Here is a 21,798-nt window from a genome sequence, read left to right as displayed (position 1 = left end):
CGTCGATCTCCCCGTCTCCGCCGCATGCTCCTCCTGGCGCGACTTCTTTCCAGATGAGGGCAGTTGTCTCCGTTGAGCGGATCGGAGTGTCATCTATGCGACAAGTCATCTATGCGACAGCGCCTGTGTCTTTCGAGCGGTGCGGTTACGCAATTGAATACGGCGGCGGTCTGATCGGGCCGCGATCGGGCGGGGGACGTCGTCATCGCCCGGTCACCTCCGTTTCAGGAGACTCTCCTTGCGTACAGCCCGTCTCAGACCGAGCGGTGGACGTGGAGGGCGAGCCGCAACCGCGGTCGCAGGCCTCCTGTCGGCTGCGCTCGCTCTCATCGGACTCCAAGTGCCCGCCGCGGCGCCTGCGGTCGCCGCGTCTTCCGGCAAGACCGCGGTGGTCCGGCAGTGCGGAGACCCCAGGCCCGGGGAGTTCGCCTGCATGGCGATGCGTCGCACCGACGTGCCCGCTCGCACCGGTGTGCAGCGGCAATCCGCGATCCCGGCCGGTTTCGGCGCCGGCGACCTGCAGAGCGCCTACACGCTGCCCGCCGACGGCGGCGCCGGCCAGACCATCGCGATCGTGGACGCGTACGATGACCCGAACGCCGAAGCCGACCTGGCGGTCTACCGCCAGCAGTACGGTCTGCCCGCGTGCACCACGGCCAACGGCTGCTTCACCAAGGTCGACCAGCGCGGCGGCACGAACTACCCACCCGCTGACCCGGGATGGGCCGGCGAGATATCCCTCGACGTGGACATGGTGTCCGCCGCCGCCCCCAACGCCCACATCCTGCTGGTCGAGGCGGACAGCGCGAGCTTCGCAGACCTGGGCGCCGCGGTGGACGAGGCGGCCGCGCTCGGCGCCAAGTACGTCTCCAACTCCTACGGCACCTTCTACGACAGCACGCCGGGCAGCGGCGAGGATCCGTCGGAACTCACCGCCATGGACCCCTACTACAACCACCCGGGCGTCGCGGTCGTCGCGTCCTCCGGTGACAGCAGTTACGGCGTCTCCTATCCGGCGGCCTCGCAGTACGTCACTTCCGTCGGCGGTACCGCCCTGGTAAGGGACTCCGGTACCAGCCGCGGCTGGAGCGAGTCGGTGTGGCACGGCGACAGCGGTGGTACCGGTTCGGGCTGTTCGCTCTACGAGCCCAAGCCGTCGTTCCAGACCGACACGGCGTGCGCGAACCGCACCGTCGCAGACGTCTCCGCCGTCGCCGACCCGGCGACCGGCGTCTCGGTCTACCAGACCTACGGCGGCAGCGGCTGGGCGGTGTACGGCGGAACGAGCGCCTCCTCCCCGCTCATCGCGGGCGTCTACGCGGTGGCCGGCACCCCGGCCGCGGGAACGTACCCCAACTCCTACCCGTACGCGAAGGCTGCCTCGCTCAATGACGTGACCACCGGCAACAACGGCACCTGCACCCCGGCGGCGCTTTGCACCGCGGGCCCCGGCTACGACGGTCCCACCGGGCTCGGCACGCCGAACGGTCTCGCCGCGTTCACCACTGGTCCGCACGGCGTCGTCACCGGTACCGTCACCGACGCGTCGACGAAAGCACCGGTGGTCGGAGCCACCGTGACGGTCGGCGACTCGAGGGCCATCACCGACGCGTCCGGTCATTACAGCGCCTCCGTGCCGGTCGGCACGTACGACGCGACGGCCGCGGAGTACGGGTACGCGAGCAAGAAGCTCAGCGGCGTCGCCGTCACCGACGGCGGCTCGGTGACCGAGGACTTCGCGCTCGACCCGCTGCCGACGTCGACGGTGTCCGGCACGGTCACCGACGGCTCGGGCCACCCCTGGCCGCTCTACGCGACGATCACCGTCGACGGCGTACCGGGCGGAGCGGTCCACACGGACCCGTACACCGGCCGCTACAGCCTCAAGCTGCTGCAGGGCCAGGCGTACACGCTCCACGTGAACCCGAACTACCCGGGCTACCAGGCGGAGACGAAGGACGTGACGGTCGGATCGTCGAACGTCAATGCCGACGTCAGCATCCCGGTCGCGGTGTACGACTGCATCGCGCCCGGGTACACGGCCCACAACAAGGGAACGACGCAGACGTTCGACGACACGGCGACTCCTGCCGGCTGGACCTTGAAAAACACGGACGCGGGCGCATGGGTGTTCAACGACCCGCCGCTGACGGCTCCCGCTGCGACCCAGGGCAACCACACCGGCGGTAGCGGCAACTTCGCCGTCACCAACACCAACCACACATCGAGCCGTGACCCGTATGACATGTCACTGGTCTCCCCGGCGACGGACTTCTCCGGTGCCGCGAACCCGGTCGTGTCGTTCAACACCGACCTCCGGGCATACGGGGGCATCGCGGACGTCGATGTCACCATTGACGGCGGCACCACGTGGAAGAACGTATGGCACCGTTTGGCGGTCGACGAGCCTGGCCCGGCGCACGTCGACCTGCCGTTGCCGATGGCCGCTCACCGGTCCGCCGTGCAGGTGCGGTTCCGCCTCACAGGGCCTTTCCCGGGGTGGTGGCAGGTGGACGACGTCTTCCTCGGCAACCGCACGTGTGACCCGATCCCGGGCGGTCTGGTGGCCGGAAGGGTCACCGACGCCAATACGGACAAGCCTGTTGTCGGCGCGACCGTCGCGGGCGCCGAGAAGCCGGCCGAGCACGCGACAACCACTGCGACGCCGGACGACCCGAATGTGTCCGACGGCTTCTACGCGGTGTTCTCGTCGCTGACCGGTACGCACGACTTCACGGCGGCGCGGCGGAACTACGCCACGACCACAGCCCACGTCGATGTGGCGGCGGACGCGGTGACCCGGACGCCGCTCACGCTCAAGGCCGGCAGGATCACCATCACTACGGCCGACATCGGCTTGACCGTGCCCTGGCAGGGGAAGGCCGGCCAGGCCGTCACCGTCAAGAACACCGGCAGCGCGCCGGCCAAGGTGACGCTCGGCGAGCAGTTCGGCGGCTCCACACCGTTGACCGCGCACGGCGCGCCCACCGTGCGGATCAAGGGTACGTACTCGCCGCTGTCCCAGATCAAGGACGGCTCGATCCGCAAGGCGACCCGTGCCGCACCGAACAGCTCGGTACCGGCCGACGCGCCGTGGACCTCGATCGCCGACTACCCGGCGGGCACGGTCCAGGACAACGGCGTCGTCTCGCTCGGCGGCAAGGTCTACTCAGCGTTCGGGTACGGCAACAACGGTATCTACGACACGATGTACGCCTATGACCCGGCTGCGGGCAGCTGGTCTCAGCGGGCCGACCCCGCCGACAAGCGCGAGAACCCGGTGATGGCGGTACTGAACGGGAAGATCTACGCAACCGGCGGCTGGGGGCTGAACGACCGCAATTGGGGACACCCCGACGGCAGGACCGAGGTATACGACCCGGCAACGGATGCGTGGACGACCGCGGCGACGAACCCGAACCCGCTCGCTGCCTCCGGTGTCGCGGTTCTCGACGGCAAGATGTACGTCGTCGGCGGCTGCCACGAAATGGATTGCGGCGCCACGGACGTCATGGTGTACGACCCGGCCACCGACTCCTGGAGCCGCGACGCCGACTACCCCGAGCCGATCGCCTGGGAGTCGTGCGGCGCGATCTCCGGCAAGCTCTACTGCGCCGGCGGCGAGTCCAGCTCCGGCGGCGAGACACGCCACACATACGTCTACGACCCGCATTCCGACGCGTGGTCGCCGGCGGCCGATATGCCCATCGGCCTGTACGGATCCGGGTACACGACGGCAGAGGGCCGGTTGCTGGTCTCCGGTGGTATCACGGAGCACGACACCGTGGTCACCAACCAGGGCTTCGGCTACGACCCGGCCGGCGACACCTGGACGCCGATCCCGAACTCGAACAACGCGCTCTACCGCGGTGGTAGCACATGCGGGTTCTACAAGATCGGTGGTCGCCAGGGTGACCAGGACGGCGGCTTTGAAGGCCATATCGTGGCCAGCGCCGAGGTATTGCCGGGCTTGGCCGACTGCGGCGACACGAACGACGTGAGCTGGCTGTCGCCGAAGTCGAAGACGCTCACGATCGCACCGGGTGCCAGCGCCACGGCCACCGTGACCGTCGACGCGAATGTTCCGGACATCACGCAGCCCGGCACGTACACGGCGGCTCTCGTGATCGGGACGGATACGCCGTACGCGACGCCGAACGTCCCCGTGTCGATGACGGTCAACCCGCCGAAGACCTGGGGCAAGATCACCGGCACGGTCACCGGACCGTCCGGGCCGATGCCAGGCGCCACGGTCCAGATCACCACGTCGGCGGCGCACTACACACTCAGGACCGACGCGAGCGGCCACTACCAGCTGTGGCTCGATGTCCGGAACAACCCGTTGCAAGTGGTCTGCTCGAACGACGGCTATCAGCCGCAGGGGACGACCGTAAAGATCAGAAAGGGAGAGACGACGACCCTGAACTTCGCCTTGCAGAAGGCCTAGTTCCGGCCGAGCGAAAGGGCCCGGGCGGTGACACCGCCCGGCCCCTCTCGCGCCGCCCCATCGCGGGCCGTCGTCCAGACGCATGACGTCAACGCTCTGATCGAGTCGCGATCGGGGCGGAGACATCCTCATCACCCGGTCACCTCAGTTTCAGGAGAATCTCCTTGCCTACAATCCGTCTCAGACCGCGCGGTGGACGTGGAGGGCGAGCCGCAACCGCGGTAGCCGGCCTCCTGTCGGCAGCGCTCGCTCTCATCGGACTCCAAGTGCCCACCGCGGCGCCTGCGGTCGCCGCGCCCTCCGGCAAGGCCGCAGCCGTCCGGCAGTGCGCGGACCCCAAGCCAGGGCACGTCACCTGCATGGCGATGCGCCGCACCGACGTGCCCGCTCGCACCGGTGTGCAGCGGCAATCCGCGACCCCGGCGGGTTTCGGCGCCGGCGACCTGCAGAACTCGTACTCGCTGCCCGCGGACGGCGGTGCCGGGCAGACCGTGGCGATCGTGGACGCCTATGACAACCCGAACGCCGAAGCCGACCTGGCGGTCTACCGCCAGCAGTACGGTCTGCCCGCGTGCACCACGGCCAACGGCTGCTTCCGCAAGGTCGACCAGCGCGGCGGCACGAACTACCCGTCTGCCGACCCCGGCTGGGCCGGCGAGATATCCCTCGACGTGGACATGGTGTCCGCCGCCGCCCCCAACGCCCACATCCTGCTGGTCGAAGCAGACAGTTCGACCATCGAGAACATGGGTGCCGCGGTGGACGAGGCGGTCGCGCTCGGCGCGAAGTACGTCTCCAACTCGTACGGCACCGGGTACAACAGCACGCCGGGCACCGGCGAGGACCCGTCCGACGTCACCGAGGCCGACCCGCATTACAACCACCCGGGTGTCGCTGTCGTGGCGTCCAGCGGTGACAGCGCTTTCGGCGTGTCCTACCCGGCCGCGTCGCAGTACGTCACGGCGGTCGGCGGCACGAGCCTTGTCCGGGACTCGAGCGCGCGCGGCTGGTCGGAGTCCGTGTGGAGCGGCGCGGGCAGCGGTTGCTCGCTCTACGAGGCGAAGCCGGCGTGGCAGACCGACAGCGGTTGCTCGAAGCGCTCCGTGGCCGACGTCGCAGCGGTAGCCGACCCGGCCACCGGCGTCGCCGTCTACAACTCATTCCAGGCGGGCGGCTGGAGCATGTTCGGCGGGACCAGTGCCTCGGCGCCGATCATCGCGGGAGTGTACGCCGCCGCCGGTACCCCGGCCGCGGGCACATACCCCGCCGGCTACCCGTACGCCGGCACGGCGCACCTGAACGATGTGACCGCCGGAAGCAACGGCACGTGCTCGCCGGCTTACCTGTGCACGGCAGGCGCCGGTTATGACGGCCCGACCGGACTCGGCACGCCGAACGGCCTCGCCGCGTTCACCAGCGGCCCGCACGGCGTCGTCACCGGTACCGTCACCGACTCCGCGACGAACACGCCGGTCGCCGGCGCCACGGTGACGGTCGGCGACTTGAAGGCCATCACCGACACGTCCGGCCACTACAGAGCCTTCGCGCCGGCAGGCACGTACGACGCGAGGGCCGCGGCGTACGGATACGCGACCAAGACGATCAACGGTGTCACCGTCACCGAGGACGGCCCGGTGACCGAGAACTTCGCACTCGACCCGGTCTCCGCCTCGTCGACGATCTCCGGTACGGTCACCGACGGCTCGGGCCACCCCTGGCCGCTCCACGCGACGATCACCGTCGACGGCGTACCGGGTGGGCCGGTCCAAACCGACCCCTACACCGGCCGCTACAACCTGAAGCTGCTGCAGGGCCAGACGTACACGCTCCACGTGACCGCGAACTACCCGGGCTACCAGGCGGTGACCAAGGACGTGGCCGTCGGAACCTCGGACGTCATGGCCGACGTCAGCGTCCCGATCGACGTGTACGACTGCCTTGCACCCGGGTACAAGGCCCACAACACGGGTACGACGGAGGCGTTCGACGACACGTCGACTCCGGCCGGCTGGACCTTGAAGAACACCGACGTGGGCGCCTGGCAGTTCGACAACCCGCCGCTGACGGCGTTCGGGTCGAGCCAGAAGAACAACACCGGCGGTAGCGGCAACTTCGCCGTCACCAACACCAACAACTGGGCCTGGAACAACCCGACGGACATGTCGCTGATCTCCCCGGTGACCGACTTCTCCGATGCCGCGAACCCGGTCCTGTCGTTCGACACCGACTTGGCGGCCCCCGCTTCCGTGTCCGACGCCAACGTCGATGTCACCACGGACGGCGGCGCCACGTGGAAGAACGCCTGGCACCGGGCGAACGACCTGCGCGGCCCGGCACACGTCGACGTACCGCTGCCGATGGCCGCTCACCGGTCCGCCGTGCAGGTGCGGTTCCACCTCACCAACGGCTATCAAGCGTGGTGGCAGGTGGACGACGTCTTCCTCGGCAACCACACATGTGACCCGATCCCGGGCGGTCTGGTGGCCGGAAGGGTCACCGACGCCAATACGGACAAGCCTGTTGTCGGCGCGACCGTCGCGAGCGCCGAGAAGCCGGCCGAGCACGCGACAACCGCCGCCACGCCGGACGACCCGAATGTGTCCGACGGCTACTACTGGATGTTCTCGTCGCTGACCGGTACGCACGACTTCACGGCGGCGCGGCGGAACTACGCCACGACCACGGCCCACGTCGATGTGGCGGCGGACGCGGTGACCCGGACGCCGCTCACGCTCAAGGCGGGCAGGATCACCATCACGACGGCCGACATCGGCTTGACGGTGCCCTGGCAGGGGAAGGCCGGCCAGGCCGTCACCGTCAAGAACACCGGCACCGCACCGGCCAAGGTGACGTTCGGCGAGAAGGCCGGCGGCACGACACCGTTGACCGCGCACGGCGCGCCCACCATGCGGATCAAGGGCACGTACTCGCCACTGTTCCTGCCCGACAAGAACGGCTCGAGACACACGGCGACCAGTGCAGCACCGAACACCTCGGTACCGGCCGACGCGCCGTGGACCTCGATCGCCGACTACTCGGCGGGCCCGGTCACGGACAACGGCGTCGTCTCGCTCGGCGGCAAGATCTACTCGGCGTTCGGGACGTCAGGCGCCGATTTCTACCACGGGATGTACGTCTATGACCCGGCCGCGGGCAGCTGGTCTCGGACGGCGGGCCCCGCGGACGGACGCGCGAAACCGGCGATGGCGGTACTGAACGGGAAGATCTACGCAACAGGCGGCTGGGGAGGCGCCGGAAATCCCGACGGCAAGACCGAGGTCTACGACCCCGCCACGAATGCGTGGACGACCGCGGCAGCCAACCCCCACCCGCTCGCGGCCTCCGGTGTCGCGGTTCTCGACGGCAAGATGTACGTCGTCGGCGGCTGCGCCGCGGATTGCGGCGCCACGGACGTCATGGTGTACGACCCGGCCGGCGACTCCTGGAGCCGCGCCGCCGACTACCCCGAGCCTGTGGCCTGGCAGTCGTGCGGCGCACTCTCCGGCGAGCTCTACTGCGCCGGCGGCGAAACCTCCACCGGCGGCTCGACGCGCCACACGTACGTCTACGACCCGAACGCCGACTCCTGGTCGCCGGCGGCCGATCTGCCCATCGACCTGTGGGGATCGGGGTACACGACGGCCGAGGGCCGGTTGCTGGTCTCCGGTGGTGTCACGGAGCACGGCGCAGTGGTCACCAACCAGGGCTTCGGCTACGAGCCGGCCGGCGACACCTGGACGACCATCCCGAACTCGAACAACGCGGTGTACCGCGCCGGTAGCGCGTGCGGCTTCTACAAGATCGGTGGTATCTCCAGGAACGAGTTCGGCGACCTCCAGCCGCAGTCCGGCGCCGAGGTGTTGCCGGGCATGGCCGACTGCGACGACACGAAGGACGTGAACTGGCTGACGCCGAACCCGAAGACGCTCACGATCGCGCCGGGTGCCAGCGCCACGGTCACCGTGACCGTCGACGCGACTGCTCCGAACATCACACAGCCCGGGACGTACACGGCGGCCTTGGTGATCACGCCGAACACGCCGTACGCGACGCCGAACATCCCCGTGTCGATGACAGTCAATCCGCCGAAGACGTGGGGCAAGATCACCGGTACGGTCACCGGGCCGTCGGCTCCGATGCCAGGCGCCACGGTCCAGATCACCACGTCGGCGGCGCACTACACACTCAGGACCGACGCGAGCGGCCGCTACCAGCTGTGGCTCGATGCCGGAAATCCGTTGCAGGTGATCTGCGCGAACAACGGCTATCAGTCACAGATGACGACTGTGAAGATCAGGAAGGGAGCGACGACAACGTTGAACTTCGCCTTGCAGAAGGCCTAGTTCCGGCCCACCGAGAGGGCCCGGGCGGCGTCACCGCCCGGGCCCTCTCGCGCGCCCCGTCGCGGGCCGCCGTTCAGATCCGGTCGGCAAAGAAGCCCACCCCGCCCTTGCCGGAAACCGCGTCCGCCCAGGTCAGGCGGCGTGTTCGTGCTCGTGGACGATACTCCCAGCGTTCACGCCTGCGTACGCAGAGGCGGGCGGCCGGTGCCGACGTGGGAAGCCGGCCGGGCCGTCGTCGGGCGGTCCTCGCCGGAATTGGACAATGTCCTGCCGACCACGTACTCGCAGGTCAGAGCCTCTTGCTGTCGCCGGAGAAGCACTGTGGTGTTCCTCAGTGCGGGTCCCGTGGTGCGACGAGACCCGACTCGTAGGCGAAGACCACGAGTTGCGCACGGTCGCGGGCGCCGAGCTTCGTCATCGCCCGGCTGATGTGGGTCTTCGCGGTGAACGGGCTGATCACCATGTGCGCGGCGATCTCCTCGTTGGTCAGGCCCCGTGCGGCCAGCGCACTCACCTCGCGTTCGCGGCGGGTCAGGGTCTCGAAACCGGGGGCCGTGGCCCGGTCGGGCGGCCGGGAGACGAACTCGCCGATCAGCCGGCGGGTGATGGCGGGCGACAGCAGGGCGTCACCGCGGGCCGCCACACGGATGGCTTGGAGGAGTTCGGCGGGTTCGGTGTCCTTGAGAAGGAACCCGGCGGCCCCGGCGCGCAGCGCGTCGAAGACGTAGGCGTCCAGCCCGTAGTTGGTGAGGATGACGACGTGGACACCGGCCAGCAGCGGGTCGGCGGCGATCTCGCGGGTGGCCTCGATGCCGCTCATCACGGGCATCTGTACGTCGACGAGGGCCACGTCCGGGATGTGGCGGCGGGCCAGTTCCACTCCCTGACGGCCGTCGGCTGCCTCGCCGATCACTTCGATGCCGTCCTCGGCGTCCAGCAGGGCGCGGAACCCGGCACGCATCAGGGCCTGGTCGTCGACGATCAGCACCCGGATCGTGTCCTGGTGGTTCATAGGGTCGTTCCCGATGTCCGCAGGGGAAGATCGGCACGTACGGAGAAGCCGCCGTCCGGGCGGGGTGCGGCGGCGAGGGTGCCACCGAGTGCCCGGACACGTTCGTCCATACCGGTGAGTCCGGTGCCGGCGGTGACGGCGTCGCGGGGGCCACCGGGCCCCTGATCGTCGACGCGAACGGTCAGCGCATGCTCGCTGTAGACCAGTTCGATGGTCGTCCTGGCGCGGTCGGCGTGCCGGGCCACATTGGTGAGTGCTTCCTGCACGATGCGGTACGCGGCCCGGTCGACGTCCGCCGGCAGGGTGCGTTCGACGCCTGTCACGGTCACGGAGAGTTCGATGCCCGCGGTACGGGCCCGCCCCACCAGCTCGTCGATGCGGTCCAGTCCCGTGCCCGGCTCCAGCACATCGGTGCGCAGTACCTCCAGGGTCGCCCGCAGCTCCCGCATCGCCTCGCCGCTCGCCTCCTGAATCGCGAGCAGTGCCGGCTCCACCTCGCTGCCCCGCTTCCGCGCAAGGTGGACAGCGACTCCCGCCTGGAGTTTGACGATCGAGATGGAGTGGGTCAGTGAGTCGTGCAGCTCCCGGGCGATCCGCAGCCGCTCCTCGCCGGCGCGGCGCAGCGCCGTCTCGTCCCGGTTGCGTTCGGCGTCGAGCGCCCGCTGTTCGGTCTGGCGGAGATACGCCTGCCAGTTCTTGTCGATGAGTCCGGTGACCCCGGCGCAGAGGAACCAGCCGAGCAGCAGCAGTGTCCGCTCGACGGTGTCCTGCGCGCCCGGGGCGGCGACGATCAGGACCGTGAAGTACCCGGCGAGGAAGAGGGTGCCCGCGGCGACGCCCCACGCGCGCCGTCCGCCGCGCGCCGCCGTATGCACGGCCGCCAGCACGGGGAACGCCGCCCAGCTGCCCGGGTGCCCGTGCACGACGTACCCCAGCATCGCGACGGTGGTGACGGCGAGCACTGCACGCGGAGCCCACCGGTGCCCGGCAAGGGCCAGGGTGCCCACCGCGATGAGCAGCAGGTCGAGTGCGTCCGGTCTCGATGCGGCACAGGCCGCGGCGAGGACCGCCGCCCCGATGGCGACGGCGAGCGCCGCGTCCAGCAGGCGAATCCGCCGGTCGATGTCCCCCTGCATGAACCGGACCCTAACTCCCGCACGACAGCCCCGTCATCATCCTGCCGGACGGCCTCCGCGCTACTCCCCGGGCAGTAGTCCCGGCCGACTGCGGTCGTCAGGAATCACCCTCAACTGCCTTCGCGGGTACGACGACCGGGCACGGTGCGGCGGGCGAGCATCGTCGCCATGACCGAGACCTTCCGATACACCTCACCTGAACCACCGAAGACGGCGACCGGAGTGGTCGCCGACGTGTACGCACAGCTGGCCACCGACTTCGGTATCGATCACGCCACGACCTTCGTCGTGCTGTCCGCATCACCGCCCCTGCTGGCCGGCACCTGGGCAGTCATGCGGGAGTCCCTGCTGGCCGGGCAGGCATCGCGCACCGGCAAGGAGGTGGTGGCGGCAGGGGTGTCGCTCGCCAACCGGTGCCCGTACTGCGTCACCGCACACACCGTGCTCCTGCATGCCACCGGCGACCACGCGCTGGCCGAGAGAATCGCCCGCGGCGAGCAGCCCGAGGACCTGGGAGACCGTCAACTGCTGGCATGGGGAAAGGACATGAGTACGGCACAGCCGTTCCCGCCCGAGGAGGCACCGGAGTACATCGGGACGGCGCTGGCCTTCCACTTCATCAACCGAATCGTGTCGTCCCTGCTGACGGAGGACATGCTGCCCGGGGGCGCGCAGAAGTACCGCCTGGTACGGAGCGTGGCGGGCCGCTCGCTGGCCCGTACGGTCCGCCGTGAACTCGTTCCCGGCGAGAGCCTCGCCCTGCTGGAGACGGAGGGGGCGGCGCCCGGGTGGGCGGCGGACACCCCGGTCGGCACCGCGTTCGGCGCGCTGCGTACCGCGGCGCACCTGGGCGCGGGGCTGCTCGGTGACGAGGACGCGGAGCTGGTACGGACATCGGTGGCGGCCTGGGACGGCGTCTCGCCGCTCCCCCTGCGGGGCGAGGGGCTGCCGGACCGGGCGGAGCGGCCGGGTGCACGGCTGGCGCTGCTCGCGGCACGCGCCCCGTACCGGATCACGGACGAGGAGGTGGCGGCCTGGCTGGCGCCACCGTTCACCGATCACTGCCTGGTTCATCTGATCGCGTTCGGCGCGATCTGCGCCGTCGAGCGCATCGAGGCCGGCCTGACCGCACGGACCGAGGAGCACGCATGACCGTCACCGACGCCTGGAACGGACAGCTCGGCCGGCACTGGGCCGACCACCCCGACCGCTACAACTCCATGGTGGCCCGCTTCGACGAGCCGCTGTTCGACGCCGCGGCGATCGGCACGGAGGACCGGGTGCTCGACATCGGCTGCGGCAGCGGATTCACGACCCGGACCGCGGCGCGGCGCGCCCCACATGGCCGGGTCACCGGCGTCGACGTCTCCGTGCCGCTCCTCGAGCGCGCCAGGGCCGGCACGGACGCCGGAGAGTATCCCTCCGTCTCCTACGAGTTGGGGGACGCACAGGTCCACCCCCTCGAGCCGGCCGGCTATGACGTGGCGATCAGCCGGGGCGGCGTGATGTTCTTCGCTGACCACGTCGCGGCGTTCACCAATATCGCGCGCGCCCTGCGCCCCGGCGGCCGGCTGGCGTTCATCTGCCCGCAGCCCCCGTCGCCGGACGGCGAGGAGCGCAAGGCGCTCGGGCTGCTGGCTTCCCTGCTGGGACAGGAGCACGCGGTGGAGAACGCCGTGGCGGTGGCCATGGCCTCGCTCTCGGACCCGGAGCGTGTCCGGAAGGTGCTGGGCGCGGCGGGTTTCGAGGAGATCGGCATCGTCCCGGTGACGGCCACGACCTGCTGGGGGCGGGACGCGGCGGACGCGGTGGACTTCTTCGTCTCCCGTACGCCGGGTCTCACCGCCTCCGGCGCCACCCGTGCCTCGATGATGGACGCCCTGCTGCCGTACGAGACCGCGGAGGGCGTGCTGCTGACGGCGGGGGTGTGGGTGGTCGGCGCCCGCCTGCCGCTCTGACCGGCGGTGTGTCAGGAGCCCGCTGAGGCCGGCGGCCGGTGCTCGTACCACCGCTGGTCGGCCTCCAGCTGGGCCGCCAGGGAGATCAGCAACTCCTCGCTGCGGGACGGGCCGAGCAACTGGGCACCGACGGGAAGTCCGTCGGCCGTGAACCCGGCCGGGACATTGATGCCGGGCCAGCCCAGCACGTTCCACGGCCAGGCGTACGGGCACGCCTCGGTGATCGCCACATCGGTACGCCAGGCGCTCAGGCCGTCGAATGCGCCGATCCGGGGCGGGGGCGCGGCGGTCGTCGGGGTCAGCAGCACGTCGTACCCGGCCCCGGCCGGGAAGGTCCGGAAGAGCCTGCCGATCCTGCGGTGCTGGCGCACCTCCCGTGCCCTGGCCGCTCGCACCACCCGGCCGCCGAGCCGGGTGCCGGTGCGCAGGGCGCTGCGGGTGCGCGGGTCGAGGAGGGCCGGTTCGGGGTGCAGCGCGGCGAGTTCGGCGATCCCGGCGGTGGCGCGGGGCACGAAGCCGAGGCCGATCAGCCCGTAGCGCGGCCTGGCCTCCTCGACATGGTGGCCGAGCCGGGCAAGGGCCTCGGCGAGCGCGGTGACGGCCCGTCGTACGGCCGGGTGGGGGGCCGAGCCGGTGAGGGTGAGCGGGGGCCGCCAGGCGAGGGCGATCCGCAGCCTGCCCGGGTCGCGCCCCGCGGCGGCCGAGGCGGCGACGGGCGGCGGCCGGTGCAGGTCGTCGGGGTGCGCTCCGGCTACGGCGTCGAGCAGCAGTGCGGCATCGGCGACGGTCCGGGCCAGCGGTCCGTTGACGGTGAGACCCTGGAAGGCGTCGTGGTGCGGGTGCACGGAGATCCGGCCGCGCTGCGGCTTGATACCGATGAGATGGGTCCATGCGGCGGGGATCCGGACGGACCCGGCACCGTCCGAACCGAGCGCGGCGGGCACCAGCCCGGCGGCGACGGCCGCCGCCGAACCTCCGGACGAACCCCCCGGGGTGTGCCCGGTGTGCCAAGGGTTGCGGGTGGCGCCGAAGGCGGGCCCCTCGGTGAAGGGCCACTGGCCGAGCTCGCAGGAGTTGGTCTTCCCGACGATCACGGCCCCGGCGGCGCGCAGCCGGCGCACGACCTCGCTGTCCTCGGCGGCCGCGGGCAGCTCGCCGCGACAGCCGAAGTGGGTGGGCATCCCCGCGATGTCGGTGTCGTCCTTGACCGCGACCGGCACCCCGAGCAACGGCAGCCGCTCACCGGCGGCGAGCCGCCGGTCGGCTTCCGCGGCCTCGGCCAGCGCGGACGTGGCACGAAGATGACGGAACGCGTTGAGAGTGCTCTGGCTCGCTTCGATCCGTGCGAGGGCGGCGGACACCTGCTGTGTCGAGGTCGTGCGGCCATCCGCCAACGCCCGTGCGGTGTCGGCCAGTCCGGTCGAATCGGTCGGCTCGGTGAGTTCCACGGCTTCTGCTGAGGACACGGGGTGCCCGCCTCCCGGATATCGGTGCGTGCCCGCACCTGACGGCCCGTACAGACTTACTGGAGGGTAACGAGTGGGGGCGGTCCGCTCAACCGATCCACGCGGAGTACGGGGCGCGAAGCTGAGTGTCAGTGCCGGTTGCTACGTTCTCCCACAACGGGCCGCGGAGGCGCGAGCAACACACAACGGGGCAGGTGGGGCCAGTGAGAACAGTCGTCGAGAGGGCGTTCCGCGGAGAGTTCGAGACGCACCTGACGCTACGGCCCGATGCCCACGCCGTCAGCGGCCCGCGCCTGGAGCGCTGGGCCGATCAGCACGGCCTGAAGCTCACCCGCATCGTCCTGGACCGCGGTGCCGTGCGTGACCAGCCCATGCTGACCGAGCGGGGCCGGGGCACCCTCGCCGAGCAGCGGGCCGCCGCCCGGCTCCGGTCCGCCGAACTGCGAGCAGCGGGCTTCTCCGTCGTACGGGTGAAGATCGAAGCCGCTCCGTGGAACGAGGACATACCGCGGACGGCGGACGAGGCCGACGGGCTGTCGCCGGTCTGCCACTTCGAACACCACATCAAGCTGCTGCTGTCGGGTGAGCAGGAGGTGGCCTCGGCGCGGGACGTGGCCGAGCGGCACAGCGCGCATCTCTCCCGTAACGCCCGCCGCGCCGCCCGGAACGGGCGCCATGAACGGTTCGTCACCCAGCGCTGCCGCGGGGTCGGCCGCCCGGAGGCCCGCGCGCGGCTCGACGGCCTCCTCGGTGCGCTGGCCGCCGCCGGCCTCGAAATGGCGGAGGTCGAGGAGGAGTTCGTGGTGCACGACGACCATCCGGCGGTGGACGCGGGCTGGATCGACGAACAAGCCGAGCGACCGGCCGAGGAACGAGGCGAGCGGTGGACCGAGGTGACCGTATGAGCGCGGCGGACCGGCCGTTCCCCGGCGAGCCGACATTCGGCGACCCCTCGCTCGCACCGCGCTGGCGGACCGCCCGGCGCTCCGTTCAGGACCATCTGCTCCGGGTGATCACCGGTTCGTCGTGGGGCGACGGTCTGATCCTGCGCGGCAGCCTGCCCCTCCAGGCCTGGGTGGGCGCTGCCGCCCGGGAACCGGGCGATCTGGACTGGATCGTGCTGGAGCCCTCGGCGGAGGACTTCGTCGACCGCCTCGACCCCTTTCCGTACGTCGACGGGATCGACGTCGTCCAGCAGTGGCCCGAAGCCGCGGACGGCGCAGCCGCCTCCGAGCTGTGGGCGGACGGGGACTGCCATGCCACCGGCGGGGCCCGGCCCGCGGTCGCACCCGACGGACTGCACTGGCTCGACTCCGACGCTCTGGAGCCGAGTCCCGACCCTCAGGGCGAGGTCGCCGCAGCGCTCGAGGCAGGTCCGCCACCGCCCGAGGGCATCCGGATCGATCCGCGCGCGGTGACGTCGGACGGCGAATGGATGTACCGGACGTACGAGACGCCCGGCGTGCGCGTCCTCGTCCCATGGCAGGCGGACGGGCTGCCGCCGGGTGAACTGCGGATGGACTTCGCCCAGGACGAGCGGCTTCCCGAAGCCCCGGTGTGGACGGCCTGCCCGCGTATCGACGGAGGGCCGCCCGTACCGGTGCGCACGGCGAGTCAGGGGCTCTCGCTCGCCTGGAAGCTGTTGTGGCTCTCCGAGGACCAGGAGGCCGAGGGGCGTTCGGCAGCCAAGGATCTCTACGACGCTGTGCTGCTGGCGGAGCACCCGCGGACCAGGTTGTCGCCGCGGCTGCTGCGCACGGTACTCGGCCCGCACGCGGCCGGCTTCGACCCGGAGTCGGTACTGGGCTGGCTGGTGGACTGGTCGGCGTTCCACGCGGAACACCGGTGGGTGGACGGCGATCCGGACGCGCTGCGGACGCGGCTGGCCGGTGCACTCGCCGTGCTCCTGGACCGGGCTCCGGAGCGCTGATGCCCCGGTCGACGGGTCGGGGACCGTCTCGGTGCCGGTACGTACGACGGCGCGCGACATCGGCCACCACAGGTACCGGACCCGCCTCGTGCCGCACCCGCCCTACGGCTGCACGCTGATCTCCCCGATCCCGGTGCCGAGGCCGGCGCAGTGCGCGGTGGACTGGCCGGACCGGTCCAGGTTGAGGGTGACGTGTTCACCGTCCACGTCCGGCGACCAGCCGCAGACCAGGTGCACCCAGAAGGTCTGCGCCGTGCTGCCGTTGTTCCGGCACAGCGCGTATCCCGTGCAGTCGTCAATCTCGTGCTTACCGGTCTCGCAGGACAGACCCGGCGGCGTCGCCATGGGCGTGACGGCGGTGGCCGAGCTCGCGGGTACCGCGAGGGCGACGGTCGCCCCCGCTACCACGGCGCTCCGCAGCACGGCCCTGGACACACTCCCCATGCACATGGACATCGACATGAACGGGTTCATGTTGCGTATTTCCCCTTCACGGTCACGAACTCGGTGCCCCGGCACCGTCCCCCACCGTCCGTGACCAAAAGCGAGGCAGGACCTCACCCTGTGTACGCGGGAGAGGGTCCCGAGCCGAAATCGCGGCCGGTCCCGCCGCGGCGTACGCTCAAAAAGTCGGACTGCGGACCGAACGGTCCGACAGCCCCTGCCGAGGGAGGCGACGTGACCGGCCCACACATCGGCATGCGCGTGACCGCCTGGGCGGCGACCGTCGCGCTCGGTCTCACGAGCGGCGCCGTGATCGGCGCAGGTACGGCGCTGGCGGACGACCCCATCGACAAGCTCTCCGCCCGGCAGATCGCCGACCGCTCCAGTGACGCCCTGCGGGACGCGCGTTCCATGCACCTCAGCACCCGTAGCACGCCGGCCGACGGCAGTGCGCCGACGACTCTGGATCTCATCGTGGACCGGGCCGGCAACTGCACGGGGTCGGTGGGCCTCGGCGGGAAGCAGGGGTCCGTGCGGATCGTGAAGCGGGGCGACACGGTCTGGGTCAGACCGGATGCCCAATTCTGGAAGAGCCGGGACTCACGCGTCGGCTCCGCCCTCGCCTCGATTCTTGCCGGGCGCTACATGAAGGGCTCGGCCTCGGACCCGCGGCTGAGTGGCCTGTCGAGCGCCTGCGACCTGGCCACGTTCCAGAAGGTGGTCAGCGACAACGCGAAAAGCGACAAGGGGACGCTGACGAAGGGCAAGAAGACCACGCTCGCGGGGGCTCCGGTCGTCCCGCTAGTCCGGACATGGCACGGTCAAAAGGTGACGATGTACGTCGCGGCCACGGGCAAGCCCTATCCGCTGAGGATCGATGCGACGGGCGGCTCGCCGAAGGCGGACGCGACCGTGGGCTTCTCCGCCTTCGACAAGCCGGTGCCCACGAGCACGCCGCCGCCGGACCAGACCGTCGACATCAACGCGCAGGAGATCCAGGCGACCTGACGGCCGGCCTGCCGCTGAGCAGCGCGTACAGCACCAGCGAGGAGGCCAGGCCGACCGCCCAGCCGCAGTCCGCGAGCGGCTTCCCGCCGATCGCGAGGATGCCGCCGACGGCGAAGGTCACGACGGCGCGCCGAACCACGCACGTGCCCCGCTCGTTTGACCTGCCCCTAGAGCCTCGCCGCCTTCGCGCGTCAGCGCCCGTAGACGTGGGCGCGTACTAGCGGGTCGTGCTCCAGGATGAAGTCGGATACCTCCCAGTACTCCGACAACCTCGGGTACTGGCGAGCAGCATCACGATCGAGCTTGGTGCCGAACAGTGGACCGTCGGGGTGCGCGAGCCCGGCAGTCACCAAGGTCGAAGCCGGGGTGTTCTGCCCAGCCACTGCTGGACGCAGGCCAGCGCCGCGAGCTACGGCGCCTGGAACGCAGGCCGGCAGGACCAGGGCGCGTGGAGCGCATACGGGTTCGACTGGTCCACCGATTACTGCACGACGTCGCCGGACAACCCGCTGGGCTTCCCTTTCAAGAACGCCTGCGCGCGCCATGACTTCGGTTACCGCAACTACAGGGCGGCGGGCACGTTCCCCGCGAACAAGGACCGGCTGGACAACGCCTTCTACACCGATCTCAAGCGCGTCTGTGCCGGTTACTCCGGGGTTTCCGCGACGTCGTGCAACGCCACGGCGTGGACCTGCTACCAGGCGGTCTCCCTGCTGGGTAAGTCCGCGGTGGTCGACAGTAACGCTGTTGCCTGAACGGGGAATTGTCCCGCGTCAAGACCAGGCCGGGGAATCACTCGGTGACTCCCCGCCCTCCGGCCGGCCACTGCGCCACCCCCGAGGCACAGTGGCCGGCTCCTCTGCCGTACGAGCGAGCCGCGCCGGGGCCACGGCCGCCGCCCCTTCGAGGGCACCCGCCGCATCCTGGTCGCCATTCCGACTGACCGCCCTGCCCCTCGACCACGGCCCCCTGCCCCTCCTGCCCGGGGAAGGAACAGGGGGCCATGTCACGCCCGGAGGTAGGCGAGGGCGGCCAGCACGCGCCGGTTCCCTTCTGCGCCGACGGGCAGGTCGAGCTTGGTGAAGATGTTTCCGACGTGCTTGTTCACGGCGGCCTCGCTGATGAACAGCTCCGCCGCGAGGCTGGCGTTGTTCAACGACGGCGCCACCGTCACCCTGAAGGTCAGCGCGGTGCTGCCCGACGACCCGGCCCGCGGCGACTTCGTCATCGCCCGCGACCTGGTCCGCGCCCACGACCCGGCCGCCCTGACCGACGACATCTTCGTCCCGGCCGGCACCAAGGCCACCGCCACCGTGCCCGGCACCGCCACCCACGACGCCCTGCAGTACGCCCTGGACGACTACAACACCGACGCCAAGCTCACCGACAGCCTGGCCACCATGCTCATCGTGATCTCGGTCGGCTACAGCGTGATCGCGGTCGCCAACAGCATGGCGATGGCCGCCCACGGCCGCCGCCGCGACTACGCGGTGATGAAGTCCGCCGGCGGCACCGTCCGCCAGCTCCTGCGCCTGGCCGCGGGCGAGACCGCACTCCTGGTCGTCATCGGCGCCGGCCTGGGTGTTCTGGTCACACTGCCCCCGCTGGCCGGAATGGCCTCGGGCCTGTCCCAGGCCACCTCCGCCGATGTGGGCCTGCACCTGAGCACCCCCGCGATCGTCACCGCGATCCTCGGCACTCTTCTGGCCGCCGTCGCCGCCGGGGTGCTGGTCACCTCCAGGACCCTCCGCAAGCAGACCGCCTAGGAACCACACGACCGGACCGTTCGGGAACGACATGAGGGAGACCGCTTGGGAAGCGCAGGGGACAACCGCTGACAGCGGGTGAGGGACACACGAGGGCGGCCCCGGGGACAACACCCCCCGGGGCCGCCCTCGCGTGTCCCCGCGGACAACCAGACCGCAAGGCACCCACCCCGCTCCGTGCCCCGCCCCCGGTCCGAGCCCGGATCCGCCCCGGACAGCCCCCTCGGAAACCGGACACACCGCCTCCACGCCCCGCCACTTATGGAGCGCGGATAGCGCCACTGACTGTGCTGGCCGGCGCAAGCGCGATGGGAGGCGATGACAGTGACCGTTCCGGAACTGCGTACGCAGTCACGGTGGCTCAGGCCGTTCAACCGGGTGGCCCGGCCCCGGTGCAGGCTGGTGTGCGCCCCGCACGCTGGGGGCCCCGCGCACGCGTACCGGACCTGGCCCAGCGGGCTGCGGGCCGACGCCGAGTTGCCACGCCGTGCAGGTGACGACCAAGGCACACGTGCCGATCGCGCAGCTGGTGCGCGACAAGATCCTCGAGTGACGTTTGCTGCACGCCTTCCTCCTCCGACCCCGGTGTCACTGCAGCAAGACCGGCTCTCCCCTGCCGCAGGAGATCACCCCGGCTCCTCGCCCTGCGGATGGCGTGCACGCCCCCGCCTCGCGGCGCCGCGAGGCGGGGCGGGGCTTCGGGCTCTCAGCGTCTGGTGCGTTCGCCGAGGTTGAGGAGGGTGTAGAGGAGGAGGGAGGAGGCGAGGCCGATGGCCCAGCCGTAGTCGGCGAGGGGTTTGAGGACGGGAATGAGGCCGTCGGTGGGGAAGGGGCCCTGTGCGGTGCCGTTGGCGTCGACAGTGGAGTAGGAGCCGCCGATCGCGAGGATGCCGCCGATGGCGAAGGCCACGACGGCGCGCCAGTTCCAGCCCTGCGTGTACCAGTAGCGGCCGCCGGGGCGGTAGAGGTCGGCGAGGTCGAGGACGGTGCGGCGGACGATCCAGTAGTCGGCGATCAGGATGCCCGCGACCGTACCGAGCAGACCCCCGACCAGGCCGAGCCAGGTGAAGATGTACAGCTCGGGGGTCTCGGTGAGCTTCCACGGCATGATCAGGACACCGACGACCCCGGTGATCAGCGCGCCCGTACGGAAGTTGATGAGCTTGGGGGCGAGGTTGGCCAGGTCGTACGCGGGTGAGACCACGTTCGCCGCGATGTTGACGGAGATCGTCGCGATCAGCACCGTCACGAGCGCGTAGAGCAGACCGAAGACGTTGTCGGTCCTGGCGACGAGCTGGACCGGGTCCCAGATCGCCTCGCCGTACACGGCCTGCGAGCCGGAGGTGACGAGGACCGAGAGGAGCGCGAAGAGGGTCATCGTGGTCGGCAGGCCCAGCGACTGGCCCCAGACCTGGGCGCGTTGGCCGGCGCCGAAGCGGGTGAAGTCGGGAATGTTGAGCGAGAGGGTGGCCCAGAAGGCGATCATGCCCATCAGGGACGGGAAGAAGACCGGCCAGAAGTCCGCACCCCAGCCGAGCTTCGACGGCTGGTCGAGCAGCGGGCCGAAGCCACCGGCCTTGACGGCGACCCAGATCAGCAGCACCACGGCGCCGACGATGACGAACGGCGCCGCCCAGTTCTCGAACCGGCGCAGGGTGTCCATCCCCCGGTAGATGATGGCGAGTTCGATCACCCAGAAGAGGCCGAAGCAGAGCCAGAGCGTCCAGGGCTGACCGCCCATCTCGGAGGCACTCGCCCAGCCGCCGAAGATCTTCCCGAGCAGGGTGAAGATGCCGACGCCGCCGATCCAGGTCTGGATGCCGAACCAGGCGCAGGCCACCGCGGCCCGGATCAGCGCGGGCAGATTGGCGCCACGCAGGCCGAAGGAGGCGCGGGCCAGCACGGGGAACGGGATGCCGTACTTGGGTCCGGCGTGGCCGGTGAGCAGCATCGGTCCGAGCACGATCAGGTTGGCCAGCGCGATGGTGAAGACGGCCTGCTTCCAGTCCATGCCGAGGGCGACGAGGCCGGAGGCGAGCAGCCAGGACGGGATGTTGTGGGCCATCCCGACCCAGAGCGCGGCGAAGTTGTACGTCGTCCAGTTGCGCCGTGCCAGGGGAACGGGCAGCAGGTCGTCGTTGATGAAGCGGTTGTCGGCGGGGACGGCGCCGGGTGCGAGTTCCACGCGTCCTGACAGGCCGGCTATCAGGTCCTGCGATGGGGGTGGCGGAGTCGGCGGGGTGGGTGGGGCTGTCGATGCCATGGCGGCTGGACCCTTCGCTCGGGAG

Annotated in this window: 15 protein-coding genes and 1 pseudogene; 9 read left to right on the top strand and 7 right to left on the bottom strand. The window is 70.6% G+C overall.

The features are described from left to right. Nucleotides 1–433: 433 nt before the first annotated feature. Both ACFYP5_RS18540 and ACFYP5_RS18535 read left to right on the top strand, forming a co-directional pair. Nucleotides 434–4,447, top strand: coding sequence for a carboxypeptidase regulatory-like domain-containing protein (locus tag ACFYP5_RS18540; RefSeq protein WP_389036832.1), 4,014 nt, complete (start codon nucleotides 434–436; stop codon nucleotides 4,445–4,447). Between the two features lie 266 nt (nucleotides 4,448–4,713). Continuing rightward, nucleotides 4,714–8,790 (top strand): carboxypeptidase regulatory-like domain-containing protein, encoded by a 4,077-nt coding sequence (locus ACFYP5_RS18535; RefSeq protein ID WP_389036830.1) that lies wholly within the window; start codon nucleotides 4,714–4,716, stop codon nucleotides 8,788–8,790. Between the two features lie 331 nt (nucleotides 8,791–9,121). Here the strand turns inward: ACFYP5_RS18535 and ACFYP5_RS18530 are convergent, their stop codons facing one another. Both ACFYP5_RS18530 and ACFYP5_RS18525 read right to left on the bottom strand, forming a co-directional pair. Further along, nucleotides 9,122–9,802: a response regulator gene (locus tag ACFYP5_RS18530; RefSeq protein WP_389036826.1), complete on the bottom strand. Its 681-nt coding sequence runs from the start codon at nucleotides 9,800–9,802 to the stop codon at nucleotides 9,122–9,124. Then, entirely contained in the window at nucleotides 9,799–10,938 is a 1,140-nt protein-coding gene (locus ACFYP5_RS18525) for a sensor histidine kinase (RefSeq protein WP_389036823.1), read from the bottom strand. Before ACFYP5_RS18525 ends, ACFYP5_RS18530 begins: the two co-directional genes overlap by 4 nt. A 168-nt stretch (nucleotides 10,939–11,106) precedes the next feature. Between ACFYP5_RS18525 and ACFYP5_RS18520 the strand changes: the two genes are divergently transcribed. Together ACFYP5_RS18520 and ACFYP5_RS18515 are read left to right on the top strand one after the other, a co-directional pair. Then, entirely contained in the window at nucleotides 11,107–12,090 is a 984-nt protein-coding gene (locus ACFYP5_RS18520) for a carboxymuconolactone decarboxylase family protein (protein WP_389036820.1), read from the top strand. Beyond that, complete coding sequence (locus ACFYP5_RS18515) at nucleotides 12,087–12,896, top strand: class I SAM-dependent methyltransferase (protein ID WP_389036817.1); 810 nt, start codon at nucleotides 12,087–12,089, stop codon at nucleotides 12,894–12,896. The genes ACFYP5_RS18520 and ACFYP5_RS18515 overlap by 4 nt, the downstream gene beginning before the upstream one ends. Before the next feature lie 11 nt (nucleotides 12,897–12,907). Here ACFYP5_RS18515 and ACFYP5_RS18510 read toward each other — a convergent pair whose 3' ends face one another. Further along, a complete protein-coding gene (locus tag ACFYP5_RS18510; protein ID WP_389036814.1) occupies nucleotides 12,908–14,362 on the bottom strand; it encodes an amidase in 1,455 nt (484 codons plus the stop codon). Between the two features lie 203 nt (nucleotides 14,363–14,565). Here ACFYP5_RS18510 and ACFYP5_RS18505 point away from each other — a divergent pair, with 203 nt between their 5' ends. Beyond that, on the top strand, nucleotides 14,566–15,267 hold the full coding sequence (locus tag ACFYP5_RS18505; protein WP_389036812.1) for a hypothetical protein: 702 nt from the start codon (nucleotides 14,566–14,568) through the stop codon (nucleotides 15,265–15,267). Then, nucleotides 15,264–16,292 carry a nucleotidyl transferase AbiEii/AbiGii toxin family protein gene (locus tag ACFYP5_RS18500; protein WP_389036810.1) on the top strand — a complete coding sequence of 343 codons (1,029 nt, stop codon included), beginning with the start codon at nucleotides 15,264–15,266 and terminating at the stop codon, nucleotides 16,290–16,292. The genes ACFYP5_RS18505 and ACFYP5_RS18500 overlap by 4 nt, the downstream gene beginning before the upstream one ends. A 102-nt stretch (nucleotides 16,293–16,394) precedes the next feature. On the opposite strand, the gene ACFYP5_RS18495 is transcribed toward ACFYP5_RS18500, so the two are convergent. Continuing rightward, a complete protein-coding gene (locus tag ACFYP5_RS18495; RefSeq protein WP_389037080.1) occupies nucleotides 16,395–16,742 on the bottom strand; it encodes a hypothetical protein in 348 nt (115 codons plus the stop codon). A 228-nt stretch (nucleotides 16,743–16,970) separates the two neighbouring features. On the opposite strand from ACFYP5_RS18495, the gene ACFYP5_RS18490 reads away from it, so the two are divergent. Continuing rightward, entirely contained in the window at nucleotides 16,971–17,744 is a 774-nt protein-coding gene (locus ACFYP5_RS18490; RefSeq protein WP_389036808.1) for a hypothetical protein, read from the top strand. Here the strand turns inward: ACFYP5_RS18490 and ACFYP5_RS18485 are convergent. Next, nucleotides 17,716–17,874: pseudogene (locus ACFYP5_RS18485) on the bottom strand (nitrate reductase); the annotation flags it as partial. The gene ACFYP5_RS18490 and the pseudogene ACFYP5_RS18485 sit on opposite strands and share 29 nt — an antisense overlap. 199 nt (nucleotides 17,875–18,073) lie before the next feature. Between ACFYP5_RS18485 and ACFYP5_RS18480 the strand changes: the two are divergent. Continuing rightward, nucleotides 18,074–18,499, top strand: a complete 426-nt coding sequence (locus ACFYP5_RS18480) for a phospholipase (protein ID WP_389037079.1) — start codon at nucleotides 18,074–18,076, stop codon at nucleotides 18,497–18,499. 251 nt (nucleotides 18,500–18,750) lie between these two features. Here the strand turns inward: ACFYP5_RS18480 and ACFYP5_RS18475 are convergent, their stop codons facing one another. Then, entirely contained in the window at nucleotides 18,751–18,900 is a 150-nt protein-coding gene (locus tag ACFYP5_RS18475; RefSeq protein ID WP_389036805.1) for a LuxR C-terminal-related transcriptional regulator, read from the bottom strand. On the opposite strand from ACFYP5_RS18475, the gene ACFYP5_RS18470 reads away from it, so the two are divergent. Continuing rightward, nucleotides 18,893–19,510 (top strand): FtsX-like permease family protein, encoded by a 618-nt coding sequence (locus tag ACFYP5_RS18470; protein ID WP_389036802.1) that lies wholly within the window; start codon nucleotides 18,893–18,895, stop codon nucleotides 19,508–19,510. The two genes, ACFYP5_RS18475 and ACFYP5_RS18470, sit on opposite strands and share 8 nt — an antisense overlap. A 706-nt stretch (nucleotides 19,511–20,216) precedes the next feature. On the opposite strand, the gene ACFYP5_RS18465 is transcribed toward ACFYP5_RS18470, so the two are convergent. Next, entirely contained in the window at nucleotides 20,217–21,773 is a 1,557-nt protein-coding gene (locus tag ACFYP5_RS18465; RefSeq protein ID WP_389036800.1) for an NCS1 family nucleobase:cation symporter-1, read from the bottom strand. Nucleotides 21,774–21,798 lie beyond the last annotated feature (25 nt).

The sequence above is a fragment of the Streptomyces sp. NPDC005262 genome (assembly GCF_042872425.1).
Taxonomy (GTDB): domain Bacteria; phylum Actinomycetota; class Actinomycetes; order Streptomycetales; family Streptomycetaceae; genus Streptomyces.
Note: the sequence above shows the minus strand (reverse complement) of the source record. Positions and strands in the feature narration are given on the sequence as shown.